The organism is Corynebacterium pseudotuberculosis, assembly GCF_002155265.1.
GTDB lineage: Bacteria > Actinomycetota > Actinomycetes > Mycobacteriales > Mycobacteriaceae > Corynebacterium > Corynebacterium pseudotuberculosis.
Genome location: NZ_CP021251.1, coordinates 1,469,743 through 1,495,468, shown reverse-complemented (window position 1 = coordinate 1,495,468; position 25,726 = coordinate 1,469,743). Strand labels below are relative to the sequence as shown.

Genomic DNA, 25,726 nt, shown 5'->3' with positions numbered 1-25,726 from the left:
AAAGTGGGGGCACCATGAGCATTTTTCGCCCCCACCTCGGATTATTAGGCGGAAGTGACGTGGTACTCCCCCAGCTCTGCGGCCAAAGAATGCGGCAGTCGGACATCGATAAGCGTACCTTCCGCGTGATATTCCTCAGACAAAACCGTTCCAAATTTATGGAGGCGTGAAACGATGTCTCCCCGAGTAAAAGGAATTAGCAGGTGAACGTGCGCATCTAGCGTATTCAAGAAAAGCTCAATGCGTGCTTCCAACTCAGGAATACCGTCGCCTTCTTGTGCAGATACAAACACTACGTCATCCAACGCGTGTCGCAGCTCTGCAAGGACCAACGGATCCGCCTGATCGATCTTATTGACCACGATTATCTCTGGTGGCGCTTCTACCTTCAGCTCCCGAACGATGTCAGATATAACTCCGTTAACAGCCTTGATTTGTTCCAAAGGGAATGGATCAGAACCATCGACAACATGGAGTACCAGGTCTGCTCCCACAACCTCTTCAAGAGTGGAGCGGAAAGCCTCCACGAGCTGAGTGGGCAAATGACGAACAAACCCCACGGTGTCCGTAAAGACCACGGATCGGCCGTCGGCAAGCTCAGCGCGCCTGGTCGTCGGATCCAAGGTCGCAAACAAGGCGTCTTCAACTAGTACGCCCGCATCAGTAAGCGCATTAATAAGGGATGATTTTCCAGCGTTGGTATACCCGGCAATCGCGATCTGAGGAATGGTAGACTCGCGACGCTGCGAGCGTTTCACTTCCCTCGCTGTTTTCATACCAGCGATTTCTTTACGCAATTTAGCCATGTCTGAACGAAGACGACGACGATCTGCCTCGATCTTTGTTTCACCGGGTCCGCGCAGGCCTACGCCACCATTGGAGCCTGCTCGCTCTCCCGCCTGTCGAGACAACGCCCCGCCCCAACCGCGAACTCGGGTAATGAGGTATTCCATCTGTGCCAATGACACCTGAGCTTTGCCCTCTTTGCTCTTGGCGTGCTGGGCAAAGATATCAAGGATCAGCATCGTCCGATCGATGACCTTAACGTCTAAGGCCTTTTCTAAGGCAATCATCTGGCCTGGCGATAGTTCACCATCGCACACCACGGTATCCACACCGGTAGACATCACGATGTCTTTAAGCTCTGCTACTTTACCGGAGCCGATATAGGTTCCTGGGTCGGGCTTATCACGCTTTTGATAGAGCATGTCCACAACTTCCGACCCTGCTGTCTCAGCCAGAGCTGCAAGTTCCTGCATAGTGGCTTCTACTTCTGCAGTAGTTCCTTGAGTCCACCCACCAACAAGGATCACACGTTCTAGACGTAATTTTCGGTACTCAACGTCATAGCCGTCATCTTGGTCTGTCGCATGGATACTTGAGCCTCGGGTAAGGCTGCGCAGACTGGATCGAGCTTCTAAGTCAAGCTCACCGACAGTAGGCTGCTTGTTCTCCGAAGCACCAGATGAGGACGCTGCACCATCCGTATACCGAGAACTAAGAAGCCCAGATTGATCTATTCCAGAATCTTCATGCGGTGCTACAGGCCGATGATCCTTGAAGGCTCGGTCAAGAAGGTCATCATGCGAGATTCCTCGCGGCTCTGATGGATGAGCGGAGTTAAGGATCTGGTCGTGAATTGGGGTTTCATTATTTTTAGTCATCGTTACCGACCATTGTCGCATGTTGAGTAGCCCAACACTAGTACTTTGCACCGATGATCTTTGTTAGCGAACGCAGCAAAAACGTAGCACTAGAGCCAACCTCACATGTTTTTCTGTGACATACAACGTGCCCACCGATGTCTCATCGACACGCAGTATCAGGCTCCGTTGGGAATAGAGAAATAGTTCCAATGCCATCAATAGGGGCACAAAGGGATACAATCAAACGCTATGAGCACTGATCTCTTGAGCATTGGTATGACCTTTGACAAGTGGCAGGATGCCGTTGAAGCAGCCATCGCCACCGATAAACTTGCCGTGACCGGCGAAGTCCGTGGTGGCCAGCTTATTCAGTATGCAGACGACTCCGGCGCACAGATTAACATTCTCGCTGTTGAACCGTTTGCAACTTTTGCTGGCTTCGACTCCGTTACTCAATCATTCGCGCATATTTCTATGGTGAATGATGTCCTCGCATTGTGCGAAATTGTTGATTACAACGGGCAAGAAGTCACTACGGTGGCCTGCAACCTTGCACAAGGACCCTTGCTTGTCGACGAACCCGAGCAGCGCTGGCAACAACTGGGCTTATCCGCTCTCGCTTTCGACGTGATCACGTATCCGACGATCGCAGACTTTGAGCAGGCTTCCCCCGAGATACTGGGAACGGTGGTCAGCGAAGGCGCTCTTACAGTGATGTCTGGCAACGGCACTGCCGCTCCTGACGCTTTTGCAACGTTCAACGTCCGCGTCTTGTCAGCCGAATACAGAACGAATACCCTCACAGGTTCACGGTTTATCCATGCAACTGTCGACGGTCCTTTCCCCTTTGATGTCTGTTTGCCCGACGCAGCTTCTCTGCCAGAACGTGACTCCGTGATCTCAGGCAAAGCCGTGTTGGTGGGGTCTGTGTCTGTTCCAGAGTCAGGTGGCTGCGGATCCGGCGGCGGAGGATGTGGTTCTGGTGGCTGCGGCTGTGGTGGGCACTGATATCCCGTTTACTTTTTGCTCACCCCCTTGCCTAGGTTTAGGTCATCACACCTCATAATCGCACAGCACCTTGATGCCAAAGGAACAATAAATCATGCCGGAATTCGCTGGAATTAGCGACGCAGGACGTAGGCCACTCTGGCCTTATATCGCGATCTCTTTTGCTTGCGTCTGCCTCGTCATATGGCTCAGGTTTCCCGGAGTGATGCTCTCCATCATCATTATCGGCGCGACAACCTTTATGACCCAGCATCGCCCTAACACCCGGGAAATCGATTCTCTTCGTGCCTCTATTCGACTCACTCTTGAAGATATTCAGGACATTCTCACGCAGTATGACAAGTTTGAGACCGGCGCAGATATGGAATCAATTGCGGATCGAACTCTCTATCGCCCCGCGCTTCTCGACCCAGAAAGCAGTGATCCGGACATTGAGGCTTTCCATTATCTTCGGAAGACCTCGCGACGCTTCCTAACTCGCGCCGATGGACACCTCACTAAGGCGTTAACCATCGGGCAGCTAGAGAAAATCCTTGAGGTTACAGACCGTCGTGCCTCTGATTTTGAGGAATCGTGGATTGCTGCACGACGCGCTGCAAAACGGCTGAGTGAGAATTAGCCCCAGCGCCACCTAACAGGTTTATGAACTTAAACCGCGGGTATCCAGCTGGCCCCACGCAACGATTTTCGAGGGGCCCCGCAAAACAGAGGTGTCTCCTTGGATTGTCACGCTGACACTGCCACCAGGAATATGCACCACCACGTGGCCGTCGACAAGCCCAGCATCAGCTAGCGCCGAGCGTGCCGCAGCGACGGTACCGGTTCCGCAACTACGTGTCTCTCCCACACCGCGCTCATATACACGCATATGGATCTGTGATTGTTGATCGAGTTCCGTAAGCAACTCTACGTTGACGCCCTCTGGGAAAAACTCACCGTCAACAACAGGCTGTACCAGGTCAACCTCTGCTAAAGCTTGCGGAGTCAAACCTGGAACCACACAGGCGAGATGCGGGTTCCCCATATCCACGCCCATACCTGCGTATGAGGCCGTACCAATACGACACGTTGAGACACCAGTGACCTCGGCTGGTCCCATATCAACGCTAACGTCAGCATCCGTTGCGCTAAAAGCGTGAACAGAGACAGTACGAGCACCTGCACGAGTGCCAATACTAAAATCGTCTACGTCAACTAAAGCTCGTGACCTCAGCCAATGGGCAAACACTCGTGTTCCATTACCGCACATCTCTGCAGCGGAGCCATCCGCATTGTAGTAGTCCATAAAATAATCAGATGGATCGAGCCCTTCCGGTGCTTGGGTAAGCACGCCGGAAGCCAGCAAGGAGCCAACATGAGCGACGCGCAAAACACCATCTGCGCCTACTCCCGCCCTGCGGTCGCATATGGCGCTTATTAGCTGAGGTGTTAACGGCAATTTCGCATCAAGATCCTCGATAATTACAAAGTCGTTTTCAGTCCCATGGCCTTTAGCAAACGAGATCTGTTGAGGTAGTTCATGTGTCACAGTCACGTTAGCAATGATAGCGCTTGCGTCGGAGTGTCTTCAGCGGCATCGATCCAGGAGATACGAGGATCACGGTTAAACCAGCTTCTTTGCCTGCGAACATATCTGCGAGTCCCCGTGATCGTCCGATCTACCACCTCATCCCAGGTTAAATCACCGGCCATTCCCTGTAGAACCTGCGCGTATCCGATCGCTCGTCCCGCCGTCGAATCAGCTACCAATCCTTTGTCTAACAACGATTCAACCTCTGCGACAAAACCTTGTTCAAACATGAGACGAGTACGCAACTCAATACGAGGGTTAAGCCAATCACTGTGTGTACGTAGGCCTAAAATTCGCGTCGCCCAACGAGGAACACCATTTTTGGGTGGCTGGCTGGCTTGAAATGGCTGACCAGTAAGCTCAATAACTTCCAACGCACGAACTGTCCTGCGAGGATCTTTGTCTTCAATGATCTCCGCCGCAGCGGGATCGAGTAGCGCAAGGTGGCGATGCAACGCGTCAATACCGATTTCAGCGAGTTTTTCTTCCCATTTAGCTCGAACTTTCTTATCAGTAGGCGGAAATTGCCAGGCGTCGACAAGCGCTTGCACATACAGCATCGATCCCCCCACGAGAATGGGGGTTTTCCCACGTGCCATGATGTCTTCCACATCGCGAACGGCATCTTGTTGGAATCTTGCTACAGACGCAGTCTCCGTAACCTCCCAAACATCAAGCTGATGATGCGGAATCCCTTCGCGCTCAGAAATAGAAAGTTTAGCTGTACCAATATCCATGCCTCGATAAAGCTGCATCGAATCAACATTGACTATCTCTCCGTTGAGCTCATGAGCTAAAGCAATACCAAGAGCTGATTTCCCCGACGCGGTCGGGCCAACGACGGCAATAGGACGTATCGCCTCTATATCCTGTTGACCCGAACTTTCTTCACGCATGCTGTGTTCTCTATGTTTTCTAGACGCTACTGACACATGTTTTCTAGACGCTACTGACACGTCCTTCTCCTGCCCGCTGGTATGTCCAACGATCATCATTCCGCATAGCGGGTATTTGTTGTTCGTTTAGCTGTATCACCTTGCCATACTGCGACAAATCTTCCTACTCCCAAAGAGGAGTCGGATAAGGCTAAAAATGACTCTTTTATCTCCAGGCCGCTGAGCTCATGCCACAGATCTGGGTGCACTACTCCACCGCCTTCTTTTGTTAGCAGCGCTGTAAATTTCGCCTTTGTTGCGTCATCGCGCATAACCTGAGGACCCCATGCCAGTAGTTTCTCCATGAGCTGGTGAATTTCTTCACCCCCATCAATCAAAGCAAGGGGAGCTTTCCCCGTTAAACCCGCGGAGCCATCAACAACCACGATCGTTAGTGCGCCTCCTCGTGGTTCCCCCAATCGTGATCTGATACCAGTAACTTCAACCCTTGGGTGCTCCGCGATGAAAGGTTGGGCAACATAGCGAGCAAGGAGTTCAGGAAGATAAAAGCCTTTCCCCACATGCACTTGAGGTGCGCCCCATGCTTTCAGACTTCCCTCTAGGTTTGTACGGAAGTTGGTATCACATGTACCGACTATGTCTATAGACGTAGGAGACAAACTTTCAATGATGTAGCGTGCACATTCGCATAGTGCTCTTGAGGGGGCATCTTCAGGGGATAATTCTGCGACAAGTGCTGGGCTGCTCGGGATAATCAGCACAGTCCACGGTCTCATTTCAAATTTTCCACGACTATCCACCGCGGCATCCGCACCACTACTCACCACAACTGCCTTCCGCTGGCTTCCACATTGCATTTAATTTTAAAGCTTTCGGGGCTAAGACTAAAGGTAAGAGTTGAGAGAACCAACCTGCATACACTAGTCGCTGATAATGTCACGCTTGATTGTGCAGCAGTGTGATTGCGAAACCTGTAAGTTTATTGAAGTGAAACATAAGGCATACTCGGGATAACAGATTCCTCTCCTTGTGCTTCTGTTAAAGCTTCGGCAGCCGCGACGCGCGGCACGATGAATAGAAAGACGGACTAGCGTTATGAGCTCTAACACTTCCCCCAAGCCAGGCCCCATCCCAGGTCCTCGTCCTGGTCCTCGACCAGGAGCTGTTCCGGGGCCATGCCCTGGTGCACATACGGCACATTCAGCGCCCGCAGTCCCTGCGGTACCACAGAATGACCCCAGCAAATGGGGACGCGTGGAAGAAGACGGCACAGTCTTTGTCGCATACAAAGGTGCTGACCGAGAGATCGGTTCGTGGCAAGCAGGCACTCCAGCCGAAGGCCTTGCTCACTACGGAGCTCGTTTCGACGATGCGGCTACAGAAATCGCCTTGTTAGAAGCACGGCTTAGTACCCACCCAGGCGACGCAGATCATATCAAGCGTAAAGCAGCAGAGATTCTGGAGACGCTACCTACTGCAGCGCTTATTGGTGATATTGAATCGCTTGAGCAGCGTTTGGGCACGATTATCAACGGTGCAGACGATGCAGGGGAAAAAGCCCGCGAGGAAAAGCAACAACACCGCCTCAAAGCAATCGCACGCAAGGAAGAACTAGCGGCAGAAGCAGAATTCCTAGCCGAGAATTCTACGGATTGGAAGACCGCCGGAGATCGTATTCGAGAAATACTCGATGAATGGAAGAGCATCAAAGGCATTGATCGCAAAACAGACGATGAACTTTGGAAGCGCTATTCACGTGCACGTGATGCTTTTAATCGTCGGCGTGGTTCTCATTTCGCAGAGCTGGACCGTGGCAGAGCAGCAGCACGCAAGGTAAAAGAAGAGCTGGTAGCCAAAGCCAATGAGATTAAGAATTCTACTGACTGGAACGATACCGCTAAGGCGTTCCGAGATCTCATGACCTCATGGAAGACCGCCGGTCGAGCACCGCGCGAGGTAGATGACAAGCTATGGAGCGCTTTCAAAGAGGCTCAAGATTACTTCTTTAACGCACGTCATGCAGTTAACGAGGAACGCGATCGAGAATTCAGCGCTAACGCCGATGCAAAGGACGCTCTCCTTACGGAATACTCTCAGCTCATTGATCCGGCCAAGGATCTGGATGCTGCTCGTAAGAAACTGCGCGAGTTACAGGAGAAGTGGGAAGAAATCGGCTACGTTCCCCGTGACCGAGTACGTGAGTTTGAAGATAAAATCTCCAAGATCGAGCGCAGGGTGGAAGATGCGGCTGATGCCCAGTGGCGTCGCACCGACCCAGCAGCACAGGCACGCGCCTCCCAGTTCACTGCCAAAGTCGAAGAGTTTAATGCTCAAGCTGCAGAGGCTGAGTCTAAAGGCAATTCCAAGAAGGCTGCCCAATTGCGTGAGCAAGCACAGCAGTGGCAAGAATGGGCTAATGCTGCGCTCAATGCGGTAGAAAACCGCTAGAATTGGCTAGATGCTGAAGCTTTATCAAATCGAACGACCGAAGCACACTGACTTGTCTCAGATCGAGCCGAGTGATCTGCTTCGGTCGTTTACTTTTTCTTCTAATTTGGCTACCCAAGACATCAGCGGCGATACCTCCACTTCTTCCACTGTTTCCTCTGTTATCCAACAAATCCATGGTTCGCCTGCCCAACGGAAATCATTGTTGTTGCTGTCCAGGCGGAGCCTCAGGCACCGATATATCCGACCGGCGAGCTAGGTTTAGAGGTACTTCCTTGCACTGATCATTCTTTACCGGATTCAGAGGAAAGCACCATTGGTTATCCAGTTGGGTATTTAGAAATTGACGTACCTCTGCAATCAAATCTCTCTTCAATTTCATGTGACATCATCCTAGATGCGGAGCTACAACCACTGCCCACGGAGAAACCGGGTGAAGAAGCATGTGAATGTATACGTCTCCTCTTGGAATCGCTCCCCTTGTTTGCAGAAAAACTAAGCCGCCCCATCATCCAGCTGTGGAAGCTCATGCCTGCAGAGCCAACGCCTTATAGTATTTTTCTAGAGTCAGCCATTAATAGCCAAGGCTTTACCCAGGGTTTAGAAGAGATCCAAGGATATGTACCAGTTCAGGACTATCCCATAACGATTCCTCAGGGATATGAATCCCTCACCTACTACGATCACAGGCCACCACAAGAGCTCATCGATAGTCTTCTGGCTCTGTTCGATCAGGCAGCCCGCGACATACCAGTAGGCACATTAAGTAGAAAACCGCGTCCTTGGACCAGAAAAAGACTAGAGCAAGCAGCAGAAACGACTCTCCGACGCGGTAACCAGGTAGTTTCTACTGTTCTTATTTCCCAGGGAAAAGCCATTGCCTTCAGCGAAGTTTCTCGACGCGCCGACACATCCCCTTCTGTTTCTGAACAAAACTTCACCATTGTTCTACGCGACTATAGAGGGAAAGCTCTGGGGACCCTCATCAAAACGCTGTGTATAAAGGAAGCCCTCCGCCGTTGGCCTCATATCAAACGTATTTATACGGAAATGGCCACATACAACGATGCTATGCAAACCGTTAATAACCAACTTGGTTTTACTCACGTAGCTGCAATACGTGCATGGGAGAAAAACCTAGTGTAAGCCAGGACTGAAGCTACTCGCTATCTTTAGCAGGTCCGCGTTCCTCAGTCTTTTTGTGCTTTGCTGCAGCTAACCGACGCCGATCATCAACAAATAATGGATTGTCTTTCGGCATTTTAGTTTGTTCAGCTATGCGCAGAGAACGCTGTGCATAGCCCACCTCATCAAGATTTTCATGTTCAGCTCGTGTCTTAGCGATCTTTGCTTGCTCATCACTTCGAGCAAAAATAATCAGGCTGAGAAAGAAAACCAAAATAATAGTGGCTGCTACCTCTAATAACAGACCGATTCCGATGCCGGTCTGTCCTTGAAATTCTTTGCTTTGTAGCCTCATCCATAAACAAAACAGGGATATCAGCAAAGAGATTCCGCCAAGTAAATAGCATAAATTAGCCGTTAAAGTACGCCGGAAGATTAGCGTTACTCCATTGAGCACAACGACTGAAAGCGTTCCCGTATAAACGAAGATACGCTCCGCTACTTTGACTGAATCATAATCACCAGGGATGAGCAGCTGTACGCCACGAATTTCACCTGTATGCGGTAACACAAGGCCAACAAGAAAAAGAACAAGAGCGACAAACATGCCGGTGCGTACGCCATCCGTAGATACGCGACGAGAGGCGGTTTTCTCTTCACGAGCTAATTGACTGGCAGAAACTGACTCTTGTTTTTCTTCAGACACTACTGCCTTCTCCTATTAATGGCTCAATAATGTTGTGTACAGTGCTCAAAACAGGTTTACGTTGTAGCTTTGGGTTAGCAACCACAAGCATCTTTTGGTGCGAGTTTCTGAGCGGTTGGTGCACCTATTGAGGGCAATCCTAGTCCAACTCCAACAGGTGCGGTGGTTGGCACTTTTCCTGCAGCACTCATATCTCCGGCTTTTGTACGACGATGCGATATAACACCAGAATCTGCGATTAAGAAGTGCGGCGCAGCACTCGTGACCGTTGTTACGATGATGTCACCTGGGCGGATCTCTCCGTCTGTAGAGCCTTCCGGGGAAAAGTGCACCAACCGACCATCACGGGCACGACCGGTAAGGCGGTTTGTCTTATTGTTCTTCCGCCCGCCTTCAGTCTGCACCAAAAGCTCAACCTCTGTGCCAATAAGCTTCTGATTCTCTTCAAGAGACACTCGCTCTTGTAACTCCAAAAGACGCTCGTAACGCTCCTGTACCACTTCTTTTGGTATCTGATTTTCATACTCTGCCGCAGGAGTTCCTGGACGTGGGCTGTATTGGAAGGTATAAGCACTGGTAAAACGAGCCTTTTCTACCACTTCCAGGGTCGCCTGGAAATCTTCTTCAGTCTCACCAGGGAAACCAACGATGATGTCTGTGGTTATCGAGGCGTGAGGTATTTTCTCCCTTACTTCGTCCAAAATCGCGAGGAACTTCTTTGACCGATACGAGCGCCGCATCTCCTTCAGAACCTTATCCGAACCGGACTGAAGTGGCATGTGCAGTTGAGGGCAGATATTAGGAGTCTCAGCCATTGCATCAATAACGTCGCTAGTAAATTCAGCCGGGTGCGGACTAGTAAAACGCAACCGGTCGAGGCCCTCAATATCGCCACACGCCCTCAAAAGCTTAGAAAAGGCAGAACGGTCACGCTCAATCGAGGAGTCGGCAAAATTAACACCATAAGCATTAACGTTTTGCCCTAGCAGGGTTACCTCGGATACGCCTTGCTCCACGAGTGCATGTACCTCTGCCAGAATGTCGCCGGGACGGCGATCTACTTCTTTGCCACGCAGTGAAGGAACGATACAGAAGGTACACGTATTGTTACACCCAACAGACACCGATACCCATCCTGCGTAGGCAGACTCACGTTTCGCGGGGAGGACTGAGGGGAATTGCTCCAGAGAATCTACGATCTCCACCTGGGCACGGTTGTTATGCTCTGCCCGGTCAAGCAGAGCTGGCAACGATCCAATGTTATGCGTGCCAAAAACCACGTCCACCCAAGGAGCTTTTTTTACAACCGCGTCTTTGTCTTTTTGAGCAAGGCAGCCCCCCACTGCGATCTGCATTCCAGGACGTTCTATTTTAGTTGCGCGTAATTGTCCCAATGTTCCGTAAAGACGCATATCAGCGTTTTCCCGAACAGCACAGGTATTAAAGACCACCAGATCTGGATCATCGCCAGCTGCTACAGGCGAGTATCCGGCGTCTTCAAGAAGTCCGGAAAGCCTTTCGGAATCGTGGACGTTCATCTGGCAGCCGAAGGTTCGCACCTCATATGTCTTACCCAGGCCCACAGTTGTTTTCTCGGACTTTTCGCTCTTCATCTGCACATCTTTTGTTGACAATGACACGTCACGCCATTGTAGTGACCAAGGGATAAAAGACCTAACCGGATCACCTGCGTCTTTAAGCCATAGCTCTCAACTTTCATTCTTTGAGTTCAGCCAACCGCCGTTCTAATGCGGAGCGTGCGACCTGAAGCGACTGGGATTGCCCGAACCCTCTACGCGCAAGCACACCTACGATTCTTCTGAGTGCCTTGTCATATTCGTTTCGAGTTTCAGGAATTTTTTTGACCGAACGAGCCTTCTTCCAAGCTAAAGTCCTGGCCACATTTTCTTCATCATCTTCAGAAATCTGACGCAGCGCTTCCTCTCGCTGATATCTGGCTACGCCTTTTTCCCTAAGCTCATGGTTAAGCGCAGTTCGGGATTTTCCTCGCGCCATATGCCGTTGCCGCACCCATTCGTTGGCAAACATTTGGTCATCGAGCAGCTTTGAACATTCAAAGTCTTCCAATACCGAATCAACGAGTTCTTCTTCAAAGTCCAGTAACAACAGTCTTTGTTTAAGCTCATGGCGCGAGCGCTGACGTTGATCGAGTAGCAAGAGTGCGCGATGTTTCACTGGGGCCTTAGCCTCTTCGAACTTTTTATCAAAAAGTTCGTTGCCTTCCTCATGATAGCGCTCAAGCGCCTGCGAGAGGCGCTTGAGTTTGTCTTCTTTGCTCAGAGCTGGATCAACGTTATCCATTGTCCTCATCATCAAAATCGATATTAGGAACCATGTCTACTGGATCATCAGTAAGTGCGTCGTTCTGGTTAGCGTACTTTCCGATCTGCAATGCCCGGAAGATCTTCTCTTCAATTTCATCCGCAAGCTCAGGAGTCTGCTTTAAATACAGACGAACTTTTTCTTTGCCCTGACCAAGCTGATCACCATCATAGGTAAACCACGAGCCTGATTTTTTGATGATCCCATTATCTACACCCAAATCGATAATGGAGGATTCTCTAGAGATACCTTCCCCATACATGATGTCAAATTCCGCGATTTTAAATGGAGGCGAGACCTTATTCTTTACTACCTTTAACCGCGTCCTGTTACCGATGGCATCCTGCCCGTCCTTTAGCGTTTGGATACGCCGAACATCACAACGAACTGAAGCATAGAACTTAAGCGCTTTGCCACCCGTAGTCGTCTCAGGCGAGCCAAACATCACGCCAATCTTTTCGCGCAGCTGATTAATAAAGATAGCGGTGGTTCCCGAGTTATAAAGAGCACCGGTCATCTTACGCAGCGCCTGACTCATCAAACGCGCTTGCAAACCAACGTGGCTATCCCCCATTTCCCCTTCGATTTCTGCTTTAGGGGTAAGTGCGGCCACAGAGTCGATGACAATAATATCTATAGCTCCAGAGCGAACAAGCATATCTGCAATCTCCAGAGCTTGCTCACCTGTATCCGGTTGAGACACCAAAAGTGCATCTGTGTCTACGCCAAGTTTACGTGCATAATCCGGATCTAATGCGTGTTCCGCATCGATAAAAGCAGCAATTCCTCCAGCACGCTGCGCTTGAGCTATAGCATGCAGCGCCACGGTTGTTTTACCTGAAGACTCAGGTCCATACACCTCTACAATGCGCCCCTTGGGAAAGCCTCCAATACCAAGAGCAACATCGATTGCAGTGTTCCCGGAAGAAATAGCACTAATCGGAGGGCGGTTATCATCACCAAGGCGCATTACTGCGCCTTTGCCAAAGTCTTTCTCGATCATAGCTAAGGCTGCGTCGAGCGCCTTTTGCCGATTGTCCCCTGTTGCCGGCTGAGACTTCGAATTTTTCTTAGCTGCCATTTCATCCTTCTTTTCTTATTGAGGAACACTCACATTAATCTGACCCATCCATTTGACGAACAATCAGGGCACTTTGGATCCCTAATCGTTTTATAGTCGGGGAATTCCACCCCCAATTGGTGAGCTCGATTCAACTAAGCATGAATCCTAACGACCATTCTCAACATCACTTTAATCCCCACCGAGAATACACAAACAGATGTTCGATAGGCAAACTGATCTACATAACTTCACGCGTTTTCGGACACCGTTCAATTCGGTTTGTCCAGCCCGAGCCGACGATCTTCAGGAATGGAAAAATCTTCACATAATGCCCACCACACGGCTCGTGGTTCCATCCCATCCTCAATTAAACGATCTGGAGTATCACCCAAAGCTGCCAATACATGAGAATGCAGTAACCATGGCCCACGAACACCGCCAAATTCATCAACTACCAACTGGTGGAACTCTGTTAATCGCATAGTGGTTATCGTAGGCGATATTCCCTATACAAAGCACAGCCCCGATAATGAATTGAACAGCGTTAACTACTACTGTTTATCAACGTGAACACTTCTTCTCAACGCAATCGACTGCTTGACCTCGCTTACATCGCGGTCTTTGCTGCCCTCATCATTGTTTTCGCCTTCGTTTCCATTCCGGTAGGCGCCGCCGGCGTCCCAATTGTTATGCAAAACGCAGTCATTATTTTGGCTGGTCTTATATTAGGAGGACGCAGAGGTTTCCTCGCAACGGCTTTATTTCTTGCCCTAGGATTAATAGGACTTCCTGTCCTTGCGGGAGGTCGCACTACCTTGGCCGCGATATCAGGACCATCAGTAGGTTACTTGGTTGGTTACCTGTTGTCTCCCCTTGTAGCAGGAACCATTGCCTATCTCGCGCCCAAAAAATCCAAACCATTGACCACGTTTTTCTTTGCGCTAGCAGCTTTTTCCGCCCTTTTAGTTCAATATGCGTGCGGAACCTTCGGACTTATGCTTCGAGCAGGCCTCGATTTTGCTAAGGCAGCCGCTGTCAATATCCCGTTCCTCGGCCCTGACGTGGTGAAACTCGTTATTGCTATTCTCATTGCATTGGGCGTACACGCAGCCTTCCCCGATATTCGGGGAAGCCGTCGCCGCACTTCCACCGCTGGTTAGCCCATGCCCAACATCTTTTTGGACAACGTATCCGTAACTTATGGAGAACTACCCGTCCTCGATTCCATAACCCTGTCCCTTCAGGAACACCGCATAGGCATTATCGGCGCTAACGGCGGCGGGAAGTCTACCCTAGTGCGGCTCATTAACGGATTGAGCGATCCTTCTTCAGGGACCGTAATTGTAGATGGGCTTGACGTCGCAACGCACGGCAAGTCGGTTCGTCGCAAAGTAGGTTTTGTCTTCTCTGACGCAGAGAACCAAATTATTATGCCAACGGTCAAAGATGACATTGCATTCTCCCTGCGTCGCCTCGCGTTAGACAAAGAAACACGGCGCAAACGGATCGCTGCTGTGTTAGCTCGTTTTGGACTTGAATCCCACGCGGAGCACTCGCCTCATTTACTTTCCAGCGGACAAAAACAACTGCTTGCGCTGGCGTCTGTGTTAGTCATAGAACCTGAGATCTTGATCATGGATGAACCAACCACGCTTTTAGATCTGCGCAATCGAGCCCATATCAAAAACATCATCGAAGGACTCGACCAACAGGTTATCGCGGTCACACACGATTTAGATCTTTTAAGCAATTTTGATCGAGTTTTATGCGTCCATGACCGAAAAATCTTGTTCGATGGTCCGCCCGAGTCGGTAATCTCCCAGTATGTCTCCCTTATGGAGAATAATCCCTTATGATGCGCAACGTTCCTTTAGGGGTTTATGTCCCAGGAGAAACTGTTATTCACAGAATCCCCCCTCTTGCAAAGATCTGCTTCCTCATAGTCTTTGTCATAGCTACAACCGCTTTAGTAGCACAGCCTTTTGTCGCCTTGCTCTGCGTGATATTTTCCAGCTCCCTATACGTCTTAGCTAAAATTCCCCTCCCTATTGCGTGGGGGCAGCTATGGCCTCCCGCAGTTATATTGTTGTTCCTCGGGGCGTTTCAATGGTGGCAAAAAGGACTGACATACTCCTCTAGCCTTGTCCTGGCCATTTTCGCCTCCCTCATGCTTGCCATGCTTCTCACGTTAACCACTTCATTAGAATCAATGATGGAAGCAATACAACGGCTATTGGCACCCACAGAGCGGTTTGGGGTACCTGTGGAAACCATTACTTTGGCTTTTTCTCTAACGCTTCGACTCATCCCCTTAATGCTCGCAACTGTCTATGAAGTTTTGGATGCTAGAAAAGCCCGAGGTGCTACCTTTTCACTCATTGCGCTAGGAACACCTGTCATGATCCGCTCCATCCGCCGAGCCCGTGGAATAGCAGATGCCCTTATGGCACGCGGTGCTGGCGATTGACCCGCAATTCTTAATACAACAAAAGGTACAAGTCCGGCCACGAGGACTTGTACCTTTTCTCATAACGATCACTTTACGGTTTTATACGTCTCCACGAAGCTCCCGCATCTTTTGCGCAACAGCATCATCCGTAGCACTCGGCGTTGCCTGCGGCTGTGCCCCTTCAATCGAGCGTTGTTGCGCACTATTACCGGAAGCAAGCTGACCACCTGCCATTTCTGCACGAATCTGCTCCAAGCGGGAATGCCCAGCAAGTTGCACACCGGCTTGCTCAATTTCGGCCATACGCCCCTGCACGGAATTCTGAGCAAGTTCCGCAGTCCCCAAAGCATTAGCGTATCGACGCTCAATCTTCTCACGAACCTGATCTAGGTTAGGAGTGTTGCGGTTGGAGATGGAGTTCATCGACTGGATCGACTCCGCCACCTTCTCCTGCATCTTGGCCTGTTCCAACTGGCTAAGCAGCTTGGTCCGCTCCGCCACCTTCTGCTGCAACGCCATAGAATTGCGCTCAACTGCTTTTTTAGCAGCTTCAGCTTGCTGAAGCGACTGGTCGTGCAGCTGTTTGGTGTCTTCTACGCCCTGCTCAGCAGTAACTAGCTGCGCAGCGAAGGCTTCTGCAGCATTTTCATACTCTGTGGCTTTCTGCGTGTTGCCCTCAGCGCGTGCTTTATCCGCAAGCTGGATAGCCTGACGAGTGTTAGACTGCAGCTTTTCAATCTCAGCCAAACGGCGGTTAAGCTGCATCTCCAGCTGACGCTGATTACCAATAACTGCCGCTGCCTGCTGCGATAGCTCCTGATGCTGACGCTGAGCATCCTCGATAGCCTGCTGAATCTGAACCTTCGGGTCAGCATTCTCTTCGATCTTAGAATCAAAGAGAGCCATCAGATATTTCCATCCCTTGGAAAATGGGTTAGCCATCGTGCGTTCGGCCTTTCATTTCAATAGTTTTTTTCGCGTTATGCACGCACTTAATAATCCTAGCTCAGGTTCGAGCTATCAGACCATGTTCGCCACCAGGCGGAGATAAGACTAAGAAAATCAGTCTTACTTACACGCGGGCCAGATCAGCTTCTGCTGACCGCACGGCCATAGAACCCGCAGCCTCAATAAGAACGTCAGCCACGGTAGCTCCTAGTGCATGGCAGACAGAAGCTAAAAGCTCCGAGGAAACTTCTTTACGCCCTCGTTCCAACTCCGATAAATACCCCGGAGAAACTCTCGAGGCTTCCGCAAGCTCACGCAGAGTAATACCTTTGTCTGCGCGGAAAGCGCGCAGTGCAGCTCCCAATGCTTGACGTAAAAGCGGTTCCGGCGCACGAGCAGACCGCCCAGCGACAGAAGCCGAAACTGGATTATCTAAGACAGCGGTATATTTCATCATCGTTAGTTCAAACGACTTAAGCCGTTCTTTTGTTCCCACTTTCCATAGAAATTCCAAAACTTGCGTCGACCCTACTCAATATAGAGCACTAATGCCGTGTTCATTAAACGAACCCTACTTTTTTAAAAGTTGCAGTATAAGAGCATGGGCGCATCGTACTGCTGCAGAGCGAATCAGTGAGCGGCCCCCCACAAGTAGCCCCTCTTCTGTTTCACCACAGCTAATGTCCCCTGCACGATAAGCTTTGGTTTTTCCGTCCGGGAACGCAACACCAATCCATACTTCGCCCACAGGGTGCCCGGCTTGCTGTTCTGGACCTGCAACACCTGTCAAGGAAATGCCCCAAGACGCATTACAGCAGAGGCGAGCGCCTTCCGCCATAGCCACAGCGCATTGGGAAGACACTGGGCCAAACTCATCAAGTATTGATTGTTCCACCCCTGCTAGAGCGTGTTTCAGACTCGTAGCATAGGTAACAAAGCCGCCTTTGAGCACTGCGCTCGCACCTGGAACGTCGGCAAGCGATGCCATGTACAAACCAGCCGTAAGCGATTCACAGGCTGCCAGGGATTCTCCTCTTCGCTTTAGCTCGGCGATAACCTGCGTTGCTCCCTTCAGGCTATCGCTCATGATTCAAGCGACGTGCGTCGATAAGGTACTGCACGCCCGTAATAACGGTAATAGCCACTGCAGCTAGCAGCACGATGAACTGAACAACAGAAAAAAATCCAGAAAGAGGGATCAGGTACAGCGCCACCGCCAAAGATTGAAGAGCTGTCTTAATCTTCCCGCCTCTGCTAGCCGGAACTACGTTTCCTTTACGCAGTTCCCCCATACGCCAGAACGTAATGCCTAATTCACGAACCACAATAATAGCCGTGACCCACCATCCTACGAGACCCACAATATTCAGGCAGACAAAAGCTGTAATCATTAGTGCTTTATCTGCAATTGGGTCCGCAATTTTGCCAAAATCGGTGACCAGATTCTTAGCTCGTGCGATATCACCGTCAAGTTTGTCCGTAATCATCAGCGCAACAAAAACGCCGAGGCTCCACCACATCCATGAGGCCTGCTGACCGTCGCTTGAAATGACGAGCCACGCAAATAATGGGATGACAATGATGCGCAGACTAGTCAGGACGTTAGGAACATTAAAATTAGAAGGATTATGTTCCGGTGTGTTGACAGTGCGTTCCTCATTCACAATCACTCACCATACCCGCCTCCGCTCTAATCATTTGCTGCACCACACGATTAGCCGACTGAGAATTCTCGACAAACCCGCAGTGGTGCTTAGGGTTCTAAGGATACAATGCTAAAGCATGAACACCTTTGCTTTCCTCTATACGTACGACCCTAATAATCCTGCAATTGCAGAGATTCGTCCACGTCACCGCGATTTTTGCAGCAAACTCAAAGAAGATGGGGTAGTCGTTGGCACCGGTCCGTTTACAGACGGTGATGGGGGTGCATTGCTTGTGGTGAGGCTTCCTGAGCCCAGCACGCTTGCCGACGCTGTTGCGATCATGGATCGCGATCCCTTTTATGCAGAGGGTGCCCTCACCGGACGCACTGCCCACACATGGAACCCCGTAATTAATATTTTTAGCGATTAGAGATCGCTATAAAATCCGCAGCTTATACATAAGACTCCGTTGCGACCATAGAGACACTACTCTTCTATGGTTGCAACGGAGTCTTTTCCTAATGGCGCTCTGCTACTCGTACATAGCTAGCTTTTATTCCTCAGCGTCATGCGTCGTCATGGGTCGCTTTGGCACGTACTACTCCTTGAGTGTCATCACGCTTGGATTTGATAACAGAAGCAAGCACAGTCACCGTCAGTATCCCCACAATCGCCACAAGTGACCACACCGTACCGATCTCTGGGACTGGGACGCTATCCCCACCGTTAATAAATGGAAGCTTATTCTCGTGTAGAGCATGCAGGACCAACTTCACCCCAATAAAACCAAGGATAATTCCCAATCCATAAGGCAAATAGACCAAACGCTCAAGCAAGCCGTCAAGCAAGAAATACATCTGACGTAACCCCAGCAAAGCAAAGGCGTTAGTGGTAAAGACAATATATGGCTCTTTAGTAATGCCATAGATTGCCGGAATCGAATCAAACGCAAACATTAGGTCGATCATGCCGACCGCTACCAGGGCGATAAAGAGTGGCGTTAGTGCAAATTTGCCTTTTTGATGAATGTAGAGATGGTCTTTCTCGTAGGTAGGAGTGACGTGAACCACTTTACGCAGCCATTTGATTATCCGCATATCATTTGGATCGGTCTCAGGCTGATCGGTTGCCTCATCATAAATGAGCTTAATCGCCGTGTACAGCAAGAAAATACCGAAGACATAAAATACATCTGACCAAGCATGGATGACAGCAGCACCCAGCAGAATAAAGATCAGCCTAAAGATTAGTGCCAAAGCTATTCCAATAAGCAGCACTTTTTGCTGGTATTTACGAGGAATCTTAAAAGTCCCCATAATCAACGCGAAGACAAACAGATTATCAACGCTTAACGCCTTCTCCGTCACGTATCCCGTGAAAAATTCAATTCCGTGTTGGTGTGGATTACCAGGTTCCCCCCAAGCAAACCAAAGAAACACACCAAAAGCGCATGCTAGAACCACATAAAACAGAGACCACCCTGCAGATTCTTTGAGCGTGGGTTCATGCGGAGTTTTTACGTGTGAGTAAAAATCAAAAACAAAAAATCCTAAGATCACCACAAAAGTGATGATCCATACCATCATGTTTACTTCCAAGGAAAAAGACACCTCCGGTCTCATTCGGTCAGCGGATGAACCGGAGGTCTCCCCCACTCCTAGAGCTTTCAGCTACTTTTGCCAGAAGCTCCCCTAGGAGCCAGCACGACCGGGAATCTATGAAGAGATTGCCGTGTTGACGATCAATGCTGTGGGTGGGGTACTCCCCTCCATGCACGGTGCCCGAGTGTAGTCGATCACGAGCAATTCTGCCTATTTAAACCGACTACCCCTCTTATTTCAGGCTTAGCTCTCTTGCCGCTAAATCATGTAGCACATAAGACTAAAAAGCATTACCCGTAGAGTTATATGTTGCCTGCGTTGTTGTAGACGCTGCATCAGTACCGCCATCCGAATCAAGCTCTTTGGGAGCGTCTTCAGGTTTTGCTCCCTTAAGCATCCAAAGCGTTGTTTCTAACTCTTCTGGTCTCACCAAAACTTCTCGCGCCTTCGAGCCTTCCGATGGTCCCACAATTTCGCGGGATTCCATTAGGTCCATTAACCGGCCAGCTTTAGCAAAACCGATGCGTAGCTTACGCTGCAGCATCGAGGTCGAGCCCAGCTGGGAAGTAATAACCAGCTCAGCAGCTTGAAGCAAATCTTCTAGATCATTTCCGATATCAGAATCAATGTCTTTCTTTGCTTCAGCGGCCTTATCGGTGGTCACCCCCTCGGTATAATTAGGCTGTCCCTGTGCTTTGGCGGCGTCAACAACAGACTGGATTTCTTCATCAGTAACAAAGGCACCTTGGATGCGCTGAGGTCTTCCGCCTTGCGGGATAAACAACCCGTCGCCCATGCCTATAAGTTTTTCTGCTCCGCCCTGGTCCAAAATCACACGCGAGTCGGTCAAAGAAGAAGTTGCAAACGCTAACCGAGACGGCACATTTGTCTTAATCAAACCTGTAACAACGTCCACGGAAGGACGCTGTGTAGCCAGAACCAAATGGATTCCCGCTGCTCGCGCTTTTTGAGTAATGCGGACGATCGAATCCTCGATCTCTTTAGGCGCAGTCATCATAAGATCTGCGAGCTCGTCGACAACGCACACGATATAGGGATACGCGTGATATTCGCGCTGCGAACCCATCGGGGTTTGTATCTCACCAGCGATAATCTTGCGGTTAAAGTCTTTAATATGGCGCACACGCGCGGCCTTCATATCCATGTACCGCTGCTCCATCTCTTCAACCAACCATTGGAGTGCAGCTGCTGCCTTTTTAGGCTGGGTGATAATAGGAGTAATCAGGTGTGGAATACCCTCATACGGCGTAAGCTCCACCATCTTGGGATCAACTAGAATCAGGCGTACCTCTTCAGGGGTCGCCCGGGTAAGCATGGATACAAGAAGCGAATTAACAAAAGCCGACTTACCCGATCCAGTAGATCCAGCTACCAATAAATGCGGCATTTTTTGCACCGAGTGAGAAACAAAATCTCCCTCGATGTCTTTACCCAAACCGATGAGCATCGGATCCGTATCTGCAAGGACCTCAGGTGCATTCAACACGTCACCCAACCGAACCATCTCACGGTCAGTGTTAGGAACCTCAATGCCCACTGCTGATTTTCCTGGGATCGGTGTAAGAAGCCGCACGTTATCTGTGGCAACTGCATACGCCAAGTTCGACTGAAGATTCGTAATCTTGGATACCTTCACGCCCGGCCCTAGCTCAACCTCATAACGAGTTACTGTTGGCCCCCGAGAAAATCCTGTTACGTGCGCATCAACTTTAAACTCTGCAAAAACATCAGTGATGGCCTCGATCATTCGATCGTTGGCAGCCGAACGTGTTTTAGGTTGCTGACCAGGGATAAGAAGTCCGGTGCTAGGAAGCTCATAGTCCTCAACCACGCTCTCAACAGCCTCTACAGGAGGTTCTTCTGGACGCTGTGTCGATGCCGCTGGTTGCTGAGCACGCGCCGAAACCGCTTCTTGAACAGCCTTGCGTCCCGCTGCAACCACGTCAGCGGCTGCTGCAGCGGCAGTGACAGCTTGACCCGCAGCAGAAGCATTACCGGCTATAGCTCCAGATACTGCGCCACCGACGATTCCGGAGACAACACTCGCGGCGTTCTGCGCACCATTCCTACCGGCCGAAGAGCGTCTTTCCACTACTTCCGTTTTATCTGGGACGATAGGAAGCTCATCCGTATCAGAAATATCCCTGGTCAAGCGCGCATCGTCATTACGTTTCTGAGTTACGGACTGACGCCTTTGTTCTGCACTCGCTGGGACTTCAAATAAACCAGTCTCTTCATCGTTTTCTTCCAATGGATAAGCATCCAAAGGCGTCGATGGCTTTTTGCCGATACGCTGATCAGCTCCAGTTCGCCCTCGAGAAGGCGCTGCGTTCCCGGCCCACGAGCTGGCACGAGGCGAAGTCTGTCTGCTTGTCGACGCTCCCCTGCGAGGCAAACCGCCCTCCGCACGCTCCTCTAGTTCCTCATCAACATTTGAGTAAAGATCATCGGAATATTCCTCATCTACATCAGCACCGCGATGTTGGTTCATAAACTCACGGAGGGCGTCGACAAGCTCTCTCGTCGTGATATTTGTGATCTTCTGAGCCCCATAAATAATGACGATAACCAAAAGCGGAATGGCTAAATAGGGAGAGAACCCTTTGGCTAAAATCCCGCCGGTATAAGCCCCCACGGCCCCACCCGCAGCAGCACGGCCCGGCCAATCAGAAGGATTACCACCAAAAAGATGCACCAGACCAAGCATGGATACTGCAATCAAAATCGTTCCGCCAATAATACGACCCCGCGAATCGATAGTGGGAAAATGCCCCAGCATCAAGGCAACAGCCCCTATGACTAGGAGAATTGGCAGAATAAGAGATCCGGATCCAATAAGGAAATGCACGCCTGCCGAAATTCCTTCACCGACAGGGCCGGCAACATTAAACCAGACAGAAGCACCCAGAACCACCGCTAAAGCGATAAGAATAAGACCAATGGAATCTGCACGTTGCTCAGCTAACCGATCATCGCTGTAATCATTTTCATCTTCAACACCATCATCCTCAGAACTAAGTACGGTGGAACGCTTGCGAGAAGGCTTACGGCTTGTTTCATCTTCAAAAAATTCTTCAGCCTCATCACTGTCTCGGTTTTTTCCGACTCCCCCGATAACTCGAGTAAGCGACCCAACGCCTCTCGCCGTAGCCCCAAATAGCGATGCCAGACCACCGCCAACAGCCCGAAAAGCGCTACCTGTTCTCTCCTCAGAAGTATCTGCGGCACGACGTGCAGATTGTGCAGGATGGTTCACGGAAGAAGCACTCCTCTTATTACGACTGTTCGGACCAGTTGACCCACCTGTGGCTCGTGGCGCAGATCTATTTGAAGATCCTCGTGAGCGTTTCTGGTGCGCCGAAGATCCGGCAGATCGGGAATTGCTTCTGACAGTCATGTAGCCAAGCTTAGACGCTCACGTCACATTCATCACATTCGCAACACTGCAAGCCACCTTTTATTTAAGTCCAGCCTATAGACCTGACCTCACAATTCCGCTACGCTCTCCATAGATTTCAATGTCCACAGCATCACGGCCAAAAACCCACAACACCAGCTCGCCCACCTCACCTCTGACATGAGTCACGGCGCTACCTGAAGAGACCACCCCCTGCGAATCCGCTGCCACGAACCGAGGATAGCGATTAGGCTCCAACACCACCGGTATCGAGGATTGCCGCAGTATTTGAGAAGCAAAAAGACGTAACAAACGCAGCAAATCTTTCTCTGCAGAGTCAGTCAGAGTACGCGGCTGGACCCCATGGCCCAGGGAATTTTCCCCTAGTAACGCTCCCCGACGCACATCCTCATGATGAACAAAATGTTCCGCCGTGTTCAAGAAAAAGTCTAAAGCTTTAATGCGAGAAAACCCCCGTTTTTCCTTCGCCCATTTCTCCACCACTTCAGGAAAAGGCATAGACGCAGTTTGTTGGGTGCGGTGGTTGAGCAACGAGGATAACGCGGGTACAAACATCCCGGTTATAGCTAGTGGATAACGCTGCCTAACATAGAGATGCACTGCTAAGTCTGAAGTGTTCCACCCTTCACACAGCGTGGGTGCCTTCGCGCCTTTTTCTAGCAATAACTCTGCTAAGGCCAAGCGTTCCTGCTCCACAAATAACATAAGGTCCAGCATATACTGCGAGGAAGAACAAAGCGGGCAGCACCGTTATTTTCGATGCTGCCCGCTTTTACTTTAAATATTTATAGGCTCTCGCGAGTTGCTCGGATCTCCTCATCATCCGCTTCCACCTGGGTCTGTGTGGTTGGGATAACGGTAGGCATAATCATTGGCTTACGACGCCACTTCTGTTCCACAAAGCGGGACACACGACGACGCAACTGCTGAACCATGCGGTAAGGATCATTTTCGCCTTCCCCGGCCAAGTCAGTCATAGTGTTTTCTACTAGTTCCGCAACCTCAGGCATCATGGCTACAGCATCTTCGGAGAAACCCTTCGCCTGAACAGTCGGGCGCTCAAGCAGCCTTCCAGTCCGATTATCGATCACCGCTGTGATGGCGATCAGGCCGCCCTCACCCAAGGAGGTTCGCTCCTCCAGAACCCCAGCGTCGATATCGCCCATAGTGACGCCATCCACGTAGAGATTGCCAATCTGGATTTGCCCGACCACCCGTGCACGTCCATCAACGAGGTCTACAACAACACCATTTTGTGCGAGAACCACACGGTCGCGTTCCACACCAGTGGAAATTGCCAGTTCCTTATTGGCGCGCAGATGACGCCACTCGCCGTGTACCGGCATAGCGTTCACCGGACGAGCAGCGTTGTAAAGGAACAACAGCTCACCGGAATAACCGTGACCAGAAGTGTGAACCTTAGCTTCTCGGCTTGTCACAACGGTTGCACCAATCTGAGCCAGCATATTAATGACGCCAAACACGGCTTCCTCGTTACCAGGCACTAAGGAAGAAGAAAGGATGATCAGATCTCCATCTCGAACCGTGATCTGTCGGTGCTCACGGCGAGCCATACGCGACAGTGCCGCCATCGGCTCACCTTGTGTACCCGTGGTAATGAGCATAACCTTATGCGGCGCCATCTTTGCAGCATCATCCATGCTGACAATAGTTCCGCGAGGCGCCTTTAGGTAACCCATTTTCTCCGCAATTTCCATGTTACGGATCATGGAGCGCCCGTTGAACGCGACTTTGCGCCCCGAAGCCACAGCAGCATCTACCGCAGCCTGAACGCGATATACGTTGGAGGCAAACGACGCTAAAATGACGCGTTGTTTCGCATCGCCAACGAGGCGTTTCAGGGTCGGCGCGATATCGGCTTCAGAGCCAGAGACACCCGGAGTAGTTGCATTAGTGGAATCGCAGAGCATGAGGGCAACGCCCTCATCACCGAAGCGAGACAGCGCGGGAAGGTCGGTAGGACGACCGTCTGTTGGAGTTTGATCAAGCTTGATGTCACCGGTATGAATCACCAAGCCTGCACCGGTTTTAATCGCAAGACCCAAGCAATCCGGAATCGAGTGATTGACTGCCCAGAAACGAATGTTAAAAGGCCCACGGTTAATGTCGGACTTTTCGTTTACCTCGATCAGCTTAGGGCGCTGACGGTGCTCCCGGCATTTTGCAGCAATAAGAGCCAACGTAAATTTGGAAGCGTAGATGGGCAGGTCTGGACGCAACTTGAGCAGCCACGGGATAGCTCCAATGTGGTCTTCATGTCCATGCGTAACAACAAGCGCTTCGACTTTGTCTAGCTTATCCTCGATAGGACCAAAATCAGGCAGGATCAAATCCACGCCTGGTTCACCGGAGGAGGGGAAAAGCACACCACAATCGACTAACAACATTTTGCCGTTGTACTCAAAAACGGTCATATTACGACCAATTTCAGAGATACCGCCGAGAGCGTAGATACGCAGACCATTCTTTGGAGCTTTGGGAGGCTCTGGAAGGCGTTCAGTCAGATCGGCGCCTTGCATGGATTTGACCACGTTGCGCCTACCCCGGTTGCCTTTATTGTTCTGAGAATTGCCGCCACGGCGTGAGCGACCATTGCGCGTCCCGTTGCCGGATCGTCCAGAGTTGGAGCGTCCACGATTACCTTTAGAAGGAGCATCCTGGTTAGAAGAGCTTTCCTCTGAAGTTTTCTTCTCTGCTTCAGCTTTAGCTGGTGCTTCCGCGGATGCATCGGGGGCTTGAAACACTGGTGTTTCAGTAGCCTCCGGCGGGCCAGCTTTACGAGTAACCTTTCGGGAACGGTTACGTGGTTCAGTCATA

At 50.6% G+C, this 25,726-nt stretch carries 26 protein-coding genes; 9 read left to right on the top strand and 17 right to left on the bottom strand.

Going from position 1 to position 25,726, the window contains the following annotated elements; translation table 11 throughout:
- Positions 1-44: 44 nt before the first annotated feature.
- Positions 45-1,685: a GTPase HflX gene (gene hflX, locus CpATCC19410_RS06965; protein ID WP_013242098.1), complete on the bottom strand. Its 1,641-nt coding sequence runs from the start codon at positions 1,683-1,685 to the stop codon at positions 45-47.
- A gap of 210 nt (positions 1,686-1,895) precedes the next feature.
- On the opposite strand from hflX, the gene CpATCC19410_RS06960 reads away from it, so the two are divergent.
- The gene (locus tag CpATCC19410_RS06960) at positions 1,896-2,654 is read left to right on the top strand and encodes a hypothetical protein (RefSeq protein ID WP_013242099.1); all 759 of its coding nucleotides are present in this window, start codon (positions 1,896-1,898) and stop codon (positions 2,652-2,654) included.
- A gap of 94 nt (positions 2,655-2,748) precedes the next feature.
- Complete coding sequence (locus tag CpATCC19410_RS06955; protein ID WP_013242100.1) at positions 2,749-3,273, top strand: hypothetical protein; 525 nt, start codon at positions 2,749-2,751, stop codon at positions 3,271-3,273.
- A 21-nt stretch (positions 3,274-3,294) separates the two neighbouring features.
- Here CpATCC19410_RS06955 and dapF read toward each other — a convergent pair whose 3' ends face one another.
- From dapF to CpATCC19410_RS06940, 3 genes are all read right to left on the bottom strand, one after another.
- Positions 3,295-4,158 carry a diaminopimelate epimerase gene (gene dapF, locus CpATCC19410_RS06950; protein ID WP_179946590.1) on the bottom strand — a complete coding sequence of 288 codons (864 nt, stop codon included), beginning with the start codon at positions 4,156-4,158 and terminating at the stop codon, positions 3,295-3,297.
- A 26-nt stretch (positions 4,159-4,184) separates the two neighbouring features.
- Positions 4,185-5,120: a tRNA (adenosine(37)-N6)-dimethylallyltransferase MiaA gene (gene miaA / locus CpATCC19410_RS06945; RefSeq protein ID WP_014300751.1), complete on the bottom strand. Its 936-nt coding sequence runs from the start codon at positions 5,118-5,120 to the stop codon at positions 4,185-4,187.
- 95 nt (positions 5,121-5,215) lie between these two features.
- Positions 5,216-5,977 (bottom strand): hypothetical protein, encoded by a 762-nt coding sequence (locus CpATCC19410_RS06940; protein WP_014401235.1) that lies wholly within the window; start codon positions 5,975-5,977, stop codon positions 5,216-5,218.
- Positions 5,978-6,215: 238 nt separating this feature from the next.
- Here CpATCC19410_RS06940 and CpATCC19410_RS06935 point away from each other — a divergent pair, with 238 nt between their 5' ends.
- From CpATCC19410_RS06935 to CpATCC19410_RS11040, 3 genes are all read left to right on the top strand, one after another.
- On the top strand, positions 6,216-7,568 hold the full coding sequence (locus tag CpATCC19410_RS06935; protein WP_013242104.1) for a DUF349 domain-containing protein: 1,353 nt from the start codon (positions 6,216-6,218) through the stop codon (positions 7,566-7,568).
- 10 nt (positions 7,569-7,578) lie between these two features.
- Positions 7,579-7,827, top strand: coding sequence for a hypothetical protein (locus CpATCC19410_RS11045; protein WP_227985897.1), 249 nt, complete (start codon positions 7,579-7,581; stop codon positions 7,825-7,827).
- A gap of 206 nt (positions 7,828-8,033) precedes the next feature.
- The gene (locus CpATCC19410_RS11040; RefSeq protein ID WP_227985895.1) at positions 8,034-8,714 is read left to right on the top strand and encodes a GNAT family N-acetyltransferase; all 681 of its coding nucleotides are present in this window, start codon (positions 8,034-8,036) and stop codon (positions 8,712-8,714) included.
- A 13-nt stretch (positions 8,715-8,727) separates the two neighbouring features.
- Here the strand turns inward: CpATCC19410_RS11040 and CpATCC19410_RS06925 are convergent, their stop codons facing one another.
- The 5 genes from CpATCC19410_RS06925 to CpATCC19410_RS06905 form a co-directional block, all read right to left on the bottom strand.
- Positions 8,728-9,399 (bottom strand): Rv2732c family membrane protein, encoded by a 672-nt coding sequence (locus tag CpATCC19410_RS06925; protein WP_013242106.1) that lies wholly within the window; start codon positions 9,397-9,399, stop codon positions 8,728-8,730.
- 74 nt (positions 9,400-9,473) lie between these two features.
- On the bottom strand, positions 9,474-11,012 hold the full coding sequence (miaB, locus tag CpATCC19410_RS06920; RefSeq protein WP_013242107.1) for a tRNA (N6-isopentenyl adenosine(37)-C2)-methylthiotransferase MiaB: 1,539 nt from the start codon (positions 11,010-11,012) through the stop codon (positions 9,474-9,476).
- Between the two features lie 103 nt (positions 11,013-11,115).
- Positions 11,116-11,721, bottom strand: coding sequence for a recombination regulator RecX (recX, locus tag CpATCC19410_RS06915; protein ID WP_014300754.1), 606 nt, complete (start codon positions 11,719-11,721; stop codon positions 11,116-11,118).
- Complete coding sequence (gene recA / locus CpATCC19410_RS06910) at positions 11,714-12,823, bottom strand: recombinase RecA (protein WP_013242109.1); 1,110 nt, start codon at positions 12,821-12,823, stop codon at positions 11,714-11,716. Before recA ends, recX begins: the two co-directional genes overlap by 8 nt.
- 251 nt (positions 12,824-13,074) lie before the next feature.
- Positions 13,075-13,287: a DUF3046 domain-containing protein gene (locus CpATCC19410_RS06905; protein ID WP_013242110.1), complete on the bottom strand. Its 213-nt coding sequence runs from the start codon at positions 13,285-13,287 to the stop codon at positions 13,075-13,077.
- An 84-nt stretch (positions 13,288-13,371) separates the two neighbouring features.
- On the opposite strand from CpATCC19410_RS06905, the gene CpATCC19410_RS06900 reads away from it, so the two are divergent.
- From CpATCC19410_RS06900 to CpATCC19410_RS06890, 3 genes are read left to right on the top strand one after another with little or no spacing between them, the layout of a single operon-like run.
- Positions 13,372-13,965 (top strand): biotin transporter BioY, encoded by a 594-nt coding sequence (locus CpATCC19410_RS06900; protein WP_013242111.1) that lies wholly within the window; start codon positions 13,372-13,374, stop codon positions 13,963-13,965.
- Positions 13,966-13,968: 3 nt separating this feature from the next.
- Positions 13,969-14,661 carry an energy-coupling factor ABC transporter ATP-binding protein gene (locus tag CpATCC19410_RS06895; RefSeq protein ID WP_013242112.1) on the top strand — a complete coding sequence of 231 codons (693 nt, stop codon included), beginning with the start codon at positions 13,969-13,971 and terminating at the stop codon, positions 14,659-14,661.
- Positions 14,658-15,272 (top strand): energy-coupling factor transporter transmembrane component T family protein, encoded by a 615-nt coding sequence (locus tag CpATCC19410_RS06890; RefSeq protein WP_013242113.1) that lies wholly within the window; start codon positions 14,658-14,660, stop codon positions 15,270-15,272. The genes CpATCC19410_RS06895 and CpATCC19410_RS06890 overlap by 4 nt, the downstream gene beginning before the upstream one ends.
- Before the next feature lie 81 nt (positions 15,273-15,353).
- Here the strand turns inward: CpATCC19410_RS06890 and CpATCC19410_RS06885 are convergent, their stop codons facing one another.
- From CpATCC19410_RS06885 to pgsA, 4 genes are all read right to left on the bottom strand, one after another.
- On the bottom strand, positions 15,354-16,196 hold the full coding sequence (locus tag CpATCC19410_RS06885) for a PspA/IM30 family protein (protein WP_014522427.1): 843 nt from the start codon (positions 16,194-16,196) through the stop codon (positions 15,354-15,356).
- A 130-nt stretch (positions 16,197-16,326) separates the two neighbouring features.
- A complete protein-coding gene (locus CpATCC19410_RS06880; protein WP_014401238.1) occupies positions 16,327-16,659 on the bottom strand; it encodes a helix-turn-helix domain-containing protein in 333 nt (110 codons plus the stop codon).
- A 114-nt stretch (positions 16,660-16,773) separates the two neighbouring features.
- Entirely contained in the window at positions 16,774-17,289 is a 516-nt protein-coding gene (locus tag CpATCC19410_RS06875) for a CinA family protein (RefSeq protein WP_013242116.1), read from the bottom strand.
- A complete protein-coding gene (gene pgsA / locus CpATCC19410_RS06870; RefSeq protein ID WP_013242117.1) occupies positions 17,279-17,872 on the bottom strand; it encodes a CDP-diacylglycerol--glycerol-3-phosphate 3-phosphatidyltransferase in 594 nt (197 codons plus the stop codon). Before pgsA ends, CpATCC19410_RS06875 begins: the two co-directional genes overlap by 11 nt.
- 112 nt (positions 17,873-17,984) lie before the next feature.
- Between pgsA and CpATCC19410_RS06865 the strand changes: the two genes are divergently transcribed.
- Positions 17,985-18,278 (top strand): YciI family protein, encoded by a 294-nt coding sequence (locus CpATCC19410_RS06865; protein WP_013242118.1) that lies wholly within the window; start codon positions 17,985-17,987, stop codon positions 18,276-18,278.
- A 136-nt stretch (positions 18,279-18,414) separates the two neighbouring features.
- Here the strand turns inward: CpATCC19410_RS06865 and CpATCC19410_RS06860 are convergent, their stop codons facing one another.
- The 4 genes from CpATCC19410_RS06860 to CpATCC19410_RS06845 all read right to left on the bottom strand — a co-directional run bounded on the left by CpATCC19410_RS06860 (position 18,415) and on the right by CpATCC19410_RS06845 (position 25,725).
- Positions 18,415-19,431, bottom strand: coding sequence for a TerC family protein (locus CpATCC19410_RS06860; RefSeq protein WP_014300758.1), 1,017 nt, complete (start codon positions 19,429-19,431; stop codon positions 18,415-18,417).
- 298 nt (positions 19,432-19,729) lie between these two features.
- Positions 19,730-22,867, bottom strand: coding sequence for a DNA translocase FtsK (locus tag CpATCC19410_RS06855; RefSeq protein ID WP_014522428.1), 3,138 nt, complete (start codon positions 22,865-22,867; stop codon positions 19,730-19,732).
- Between the two features lie 75 nt (positions 22,868-22,942).
- Positions 22,943-23,605 (bottom strand): TIGR03085 family metal-binding protein, encoded by a 663-nt coding sequence (locus tag CpATCC19410_RS06850; protein WP_013242121.1) that lies wholly within the window; start codon positions 23,603-23,605, stop codon positions 22,943-22,945.
- 68 nt (positions 23,606-23,673) lie between these two features.
- Positions 23,674-25,725 carry a ribonuclease J gene (locus tag CpATCC19410_RS06845; RefSeq protein WP_013242122.1) on the bottom strand — a complete coding sequence of 684 codons (2,052 nt, stop codon included), beginning with the start codon at positions 25,723-25,725 and terminating at the stop codon, positions 23,674-23,676.
- Between the last annotated feature and the right edge of the window lies 1 nt (position 25,726).

Coding starts and splice junctions, on each gene's coding strand:
- CpATCC19410_RS06865 (WP_013242118.1), top strand. CDS start 17,985: ATGAACACCTTTGCTTTCCTCTATACGTACGACCCTAATAATCCTGCA.
- CpATCC19410_RS06850 (WP_013242121.1), bottom strand. CDS start 23,605: ATGCTGGACCTTATGTTATTTGTGGAGCAGGAACGCTTGGCCTTAGCA.
- miaA (WP_014300751.1), bottom strand. CDS start 5,120: ATGCGTGAAGAAAGTTCGGGTCAACAGGATATAGAGGCGATACGTCCT.
- CpATCC19410_RS06860 (WP_014300758.1), bottom strand. CDS start 19,431: ATGGTATGGATCATCACTTTTGTGGTGATCTTAGGATTTTTTGTTTTT.
- CpATCC19410_RS06955 (WP_013242100.1), top strand. CDS start 2,749: ATGCCGGAATTCGCTGGAATTAGCGACGCAGGACGTAGGCCACTCTGG.
- CpATCC19410_RS06885 (WP_014522427.1), bottom strand. CDS start 16,196: ATGGCTAACCCATTTTCCAAGGGATGGAAATATCTGATGGCTCTCTTT.
- CpATCC19410_RS06880 (WP_014401238.1), bottom strand. CDS start 16,659: ATGATGAAATATACCGCTGTCTTAGATAATCCAGTTTCGGCTTCTGTC.
- recX (WP_014300754.1), bottom strand. CDS start 11,721: ATGGATAACGTTGATCCAGCTCTGAGCAAAGAAGACAAACTCAAGCGC.
- CpATCC19410_RS11045 (WP_227985897.1), top strand. CDS start 7,579: ATGCTGAAGCTTTATCAAATCGAACGACCGAAGCACACTGACTTGTCT.
- hflX (WP_013242098.1), bottom strand. CDS start 1,685: ATGCGACAATGGTCGGTAACGATGACTAAAAATAATGAAACCCCAATT.
- recA (WP_013242109.1), bottom strand. CDS start 12,823: ATGGCAGCTAAGAAAAATTCGAAGTCTCAGCCGGCAACAGGGGACAAT.
- CpATCC19410_RS06940 (WP_014401235.1), bottom strand. CDS start 5,977: ATGCAATGTGGAAGCCAGCGGAAGGCAGTTGTGGTGAGTAGTGGTGCG.
- CpATCC19410_RS06935 (WP_013242104.1), top strand. CDS start 6,216: ATGAGCTCTAACACTTCCCCCAAGCCAGGCCCCATCCCAGGTCCTCGT.
- CpATCC19410_RS06895 (WP_013242112.1), top strand. CDS start 13,969: ATGCCCAACATCTTTTTGGACAACGTATCCGTAACTTATGGAGAACTA.
- miaB (WP_013242107.1), bottom strand. CDS start 11,012: ATGAAGAGCGAAAAGTCCGAGAAAACAACTGTGGGCCTGGGTAAGACA.
- CpATCC19410_RS06890 (WP_013242113.1), top strand. CDS start 14,658: ATGATGCGCAACGTTCCTTTAGGGGTTTATGTCCCAGGAGAAACTGTT.
- CpATCC19410_RS06905 (WP_013242110.1), bottom strand. CDS start 13,287: ATGCGATTAACAGAGTTCCACCAGTTGGTAGTTGATGAATTTGGCGGT.
- CpATCC19410_RS06855 (WP_014522428.1), bottom strand. CDS start 22,867: ATGACTGTCAGAAGCAATTCCCGATCTGCCGGATCTTCGGCGCACCAG.
- CpATCC19410_RS06875 (WP_013242116.1), bottom strand. CDS start 17,289: ATGAGCGATAGCCTGAAGGGAGCAACGCAGGTTATCGCCGAGCTAAAG.
- CpATCC19410_RS06960 (WP_013242099.1), top strand. CDS start 1,896: ATGAGCACTGATCTCTTGAGCATTGGTATGACCTTTGACAAGTGGCAG.
- CpATCC19410_RS06845 (WP_013242122.1), bottom strand. CDS start 25,725: ATGACTGAACCACGTAACCGTTCCCGAAAGGTTACTCGTAAAGCTGGC.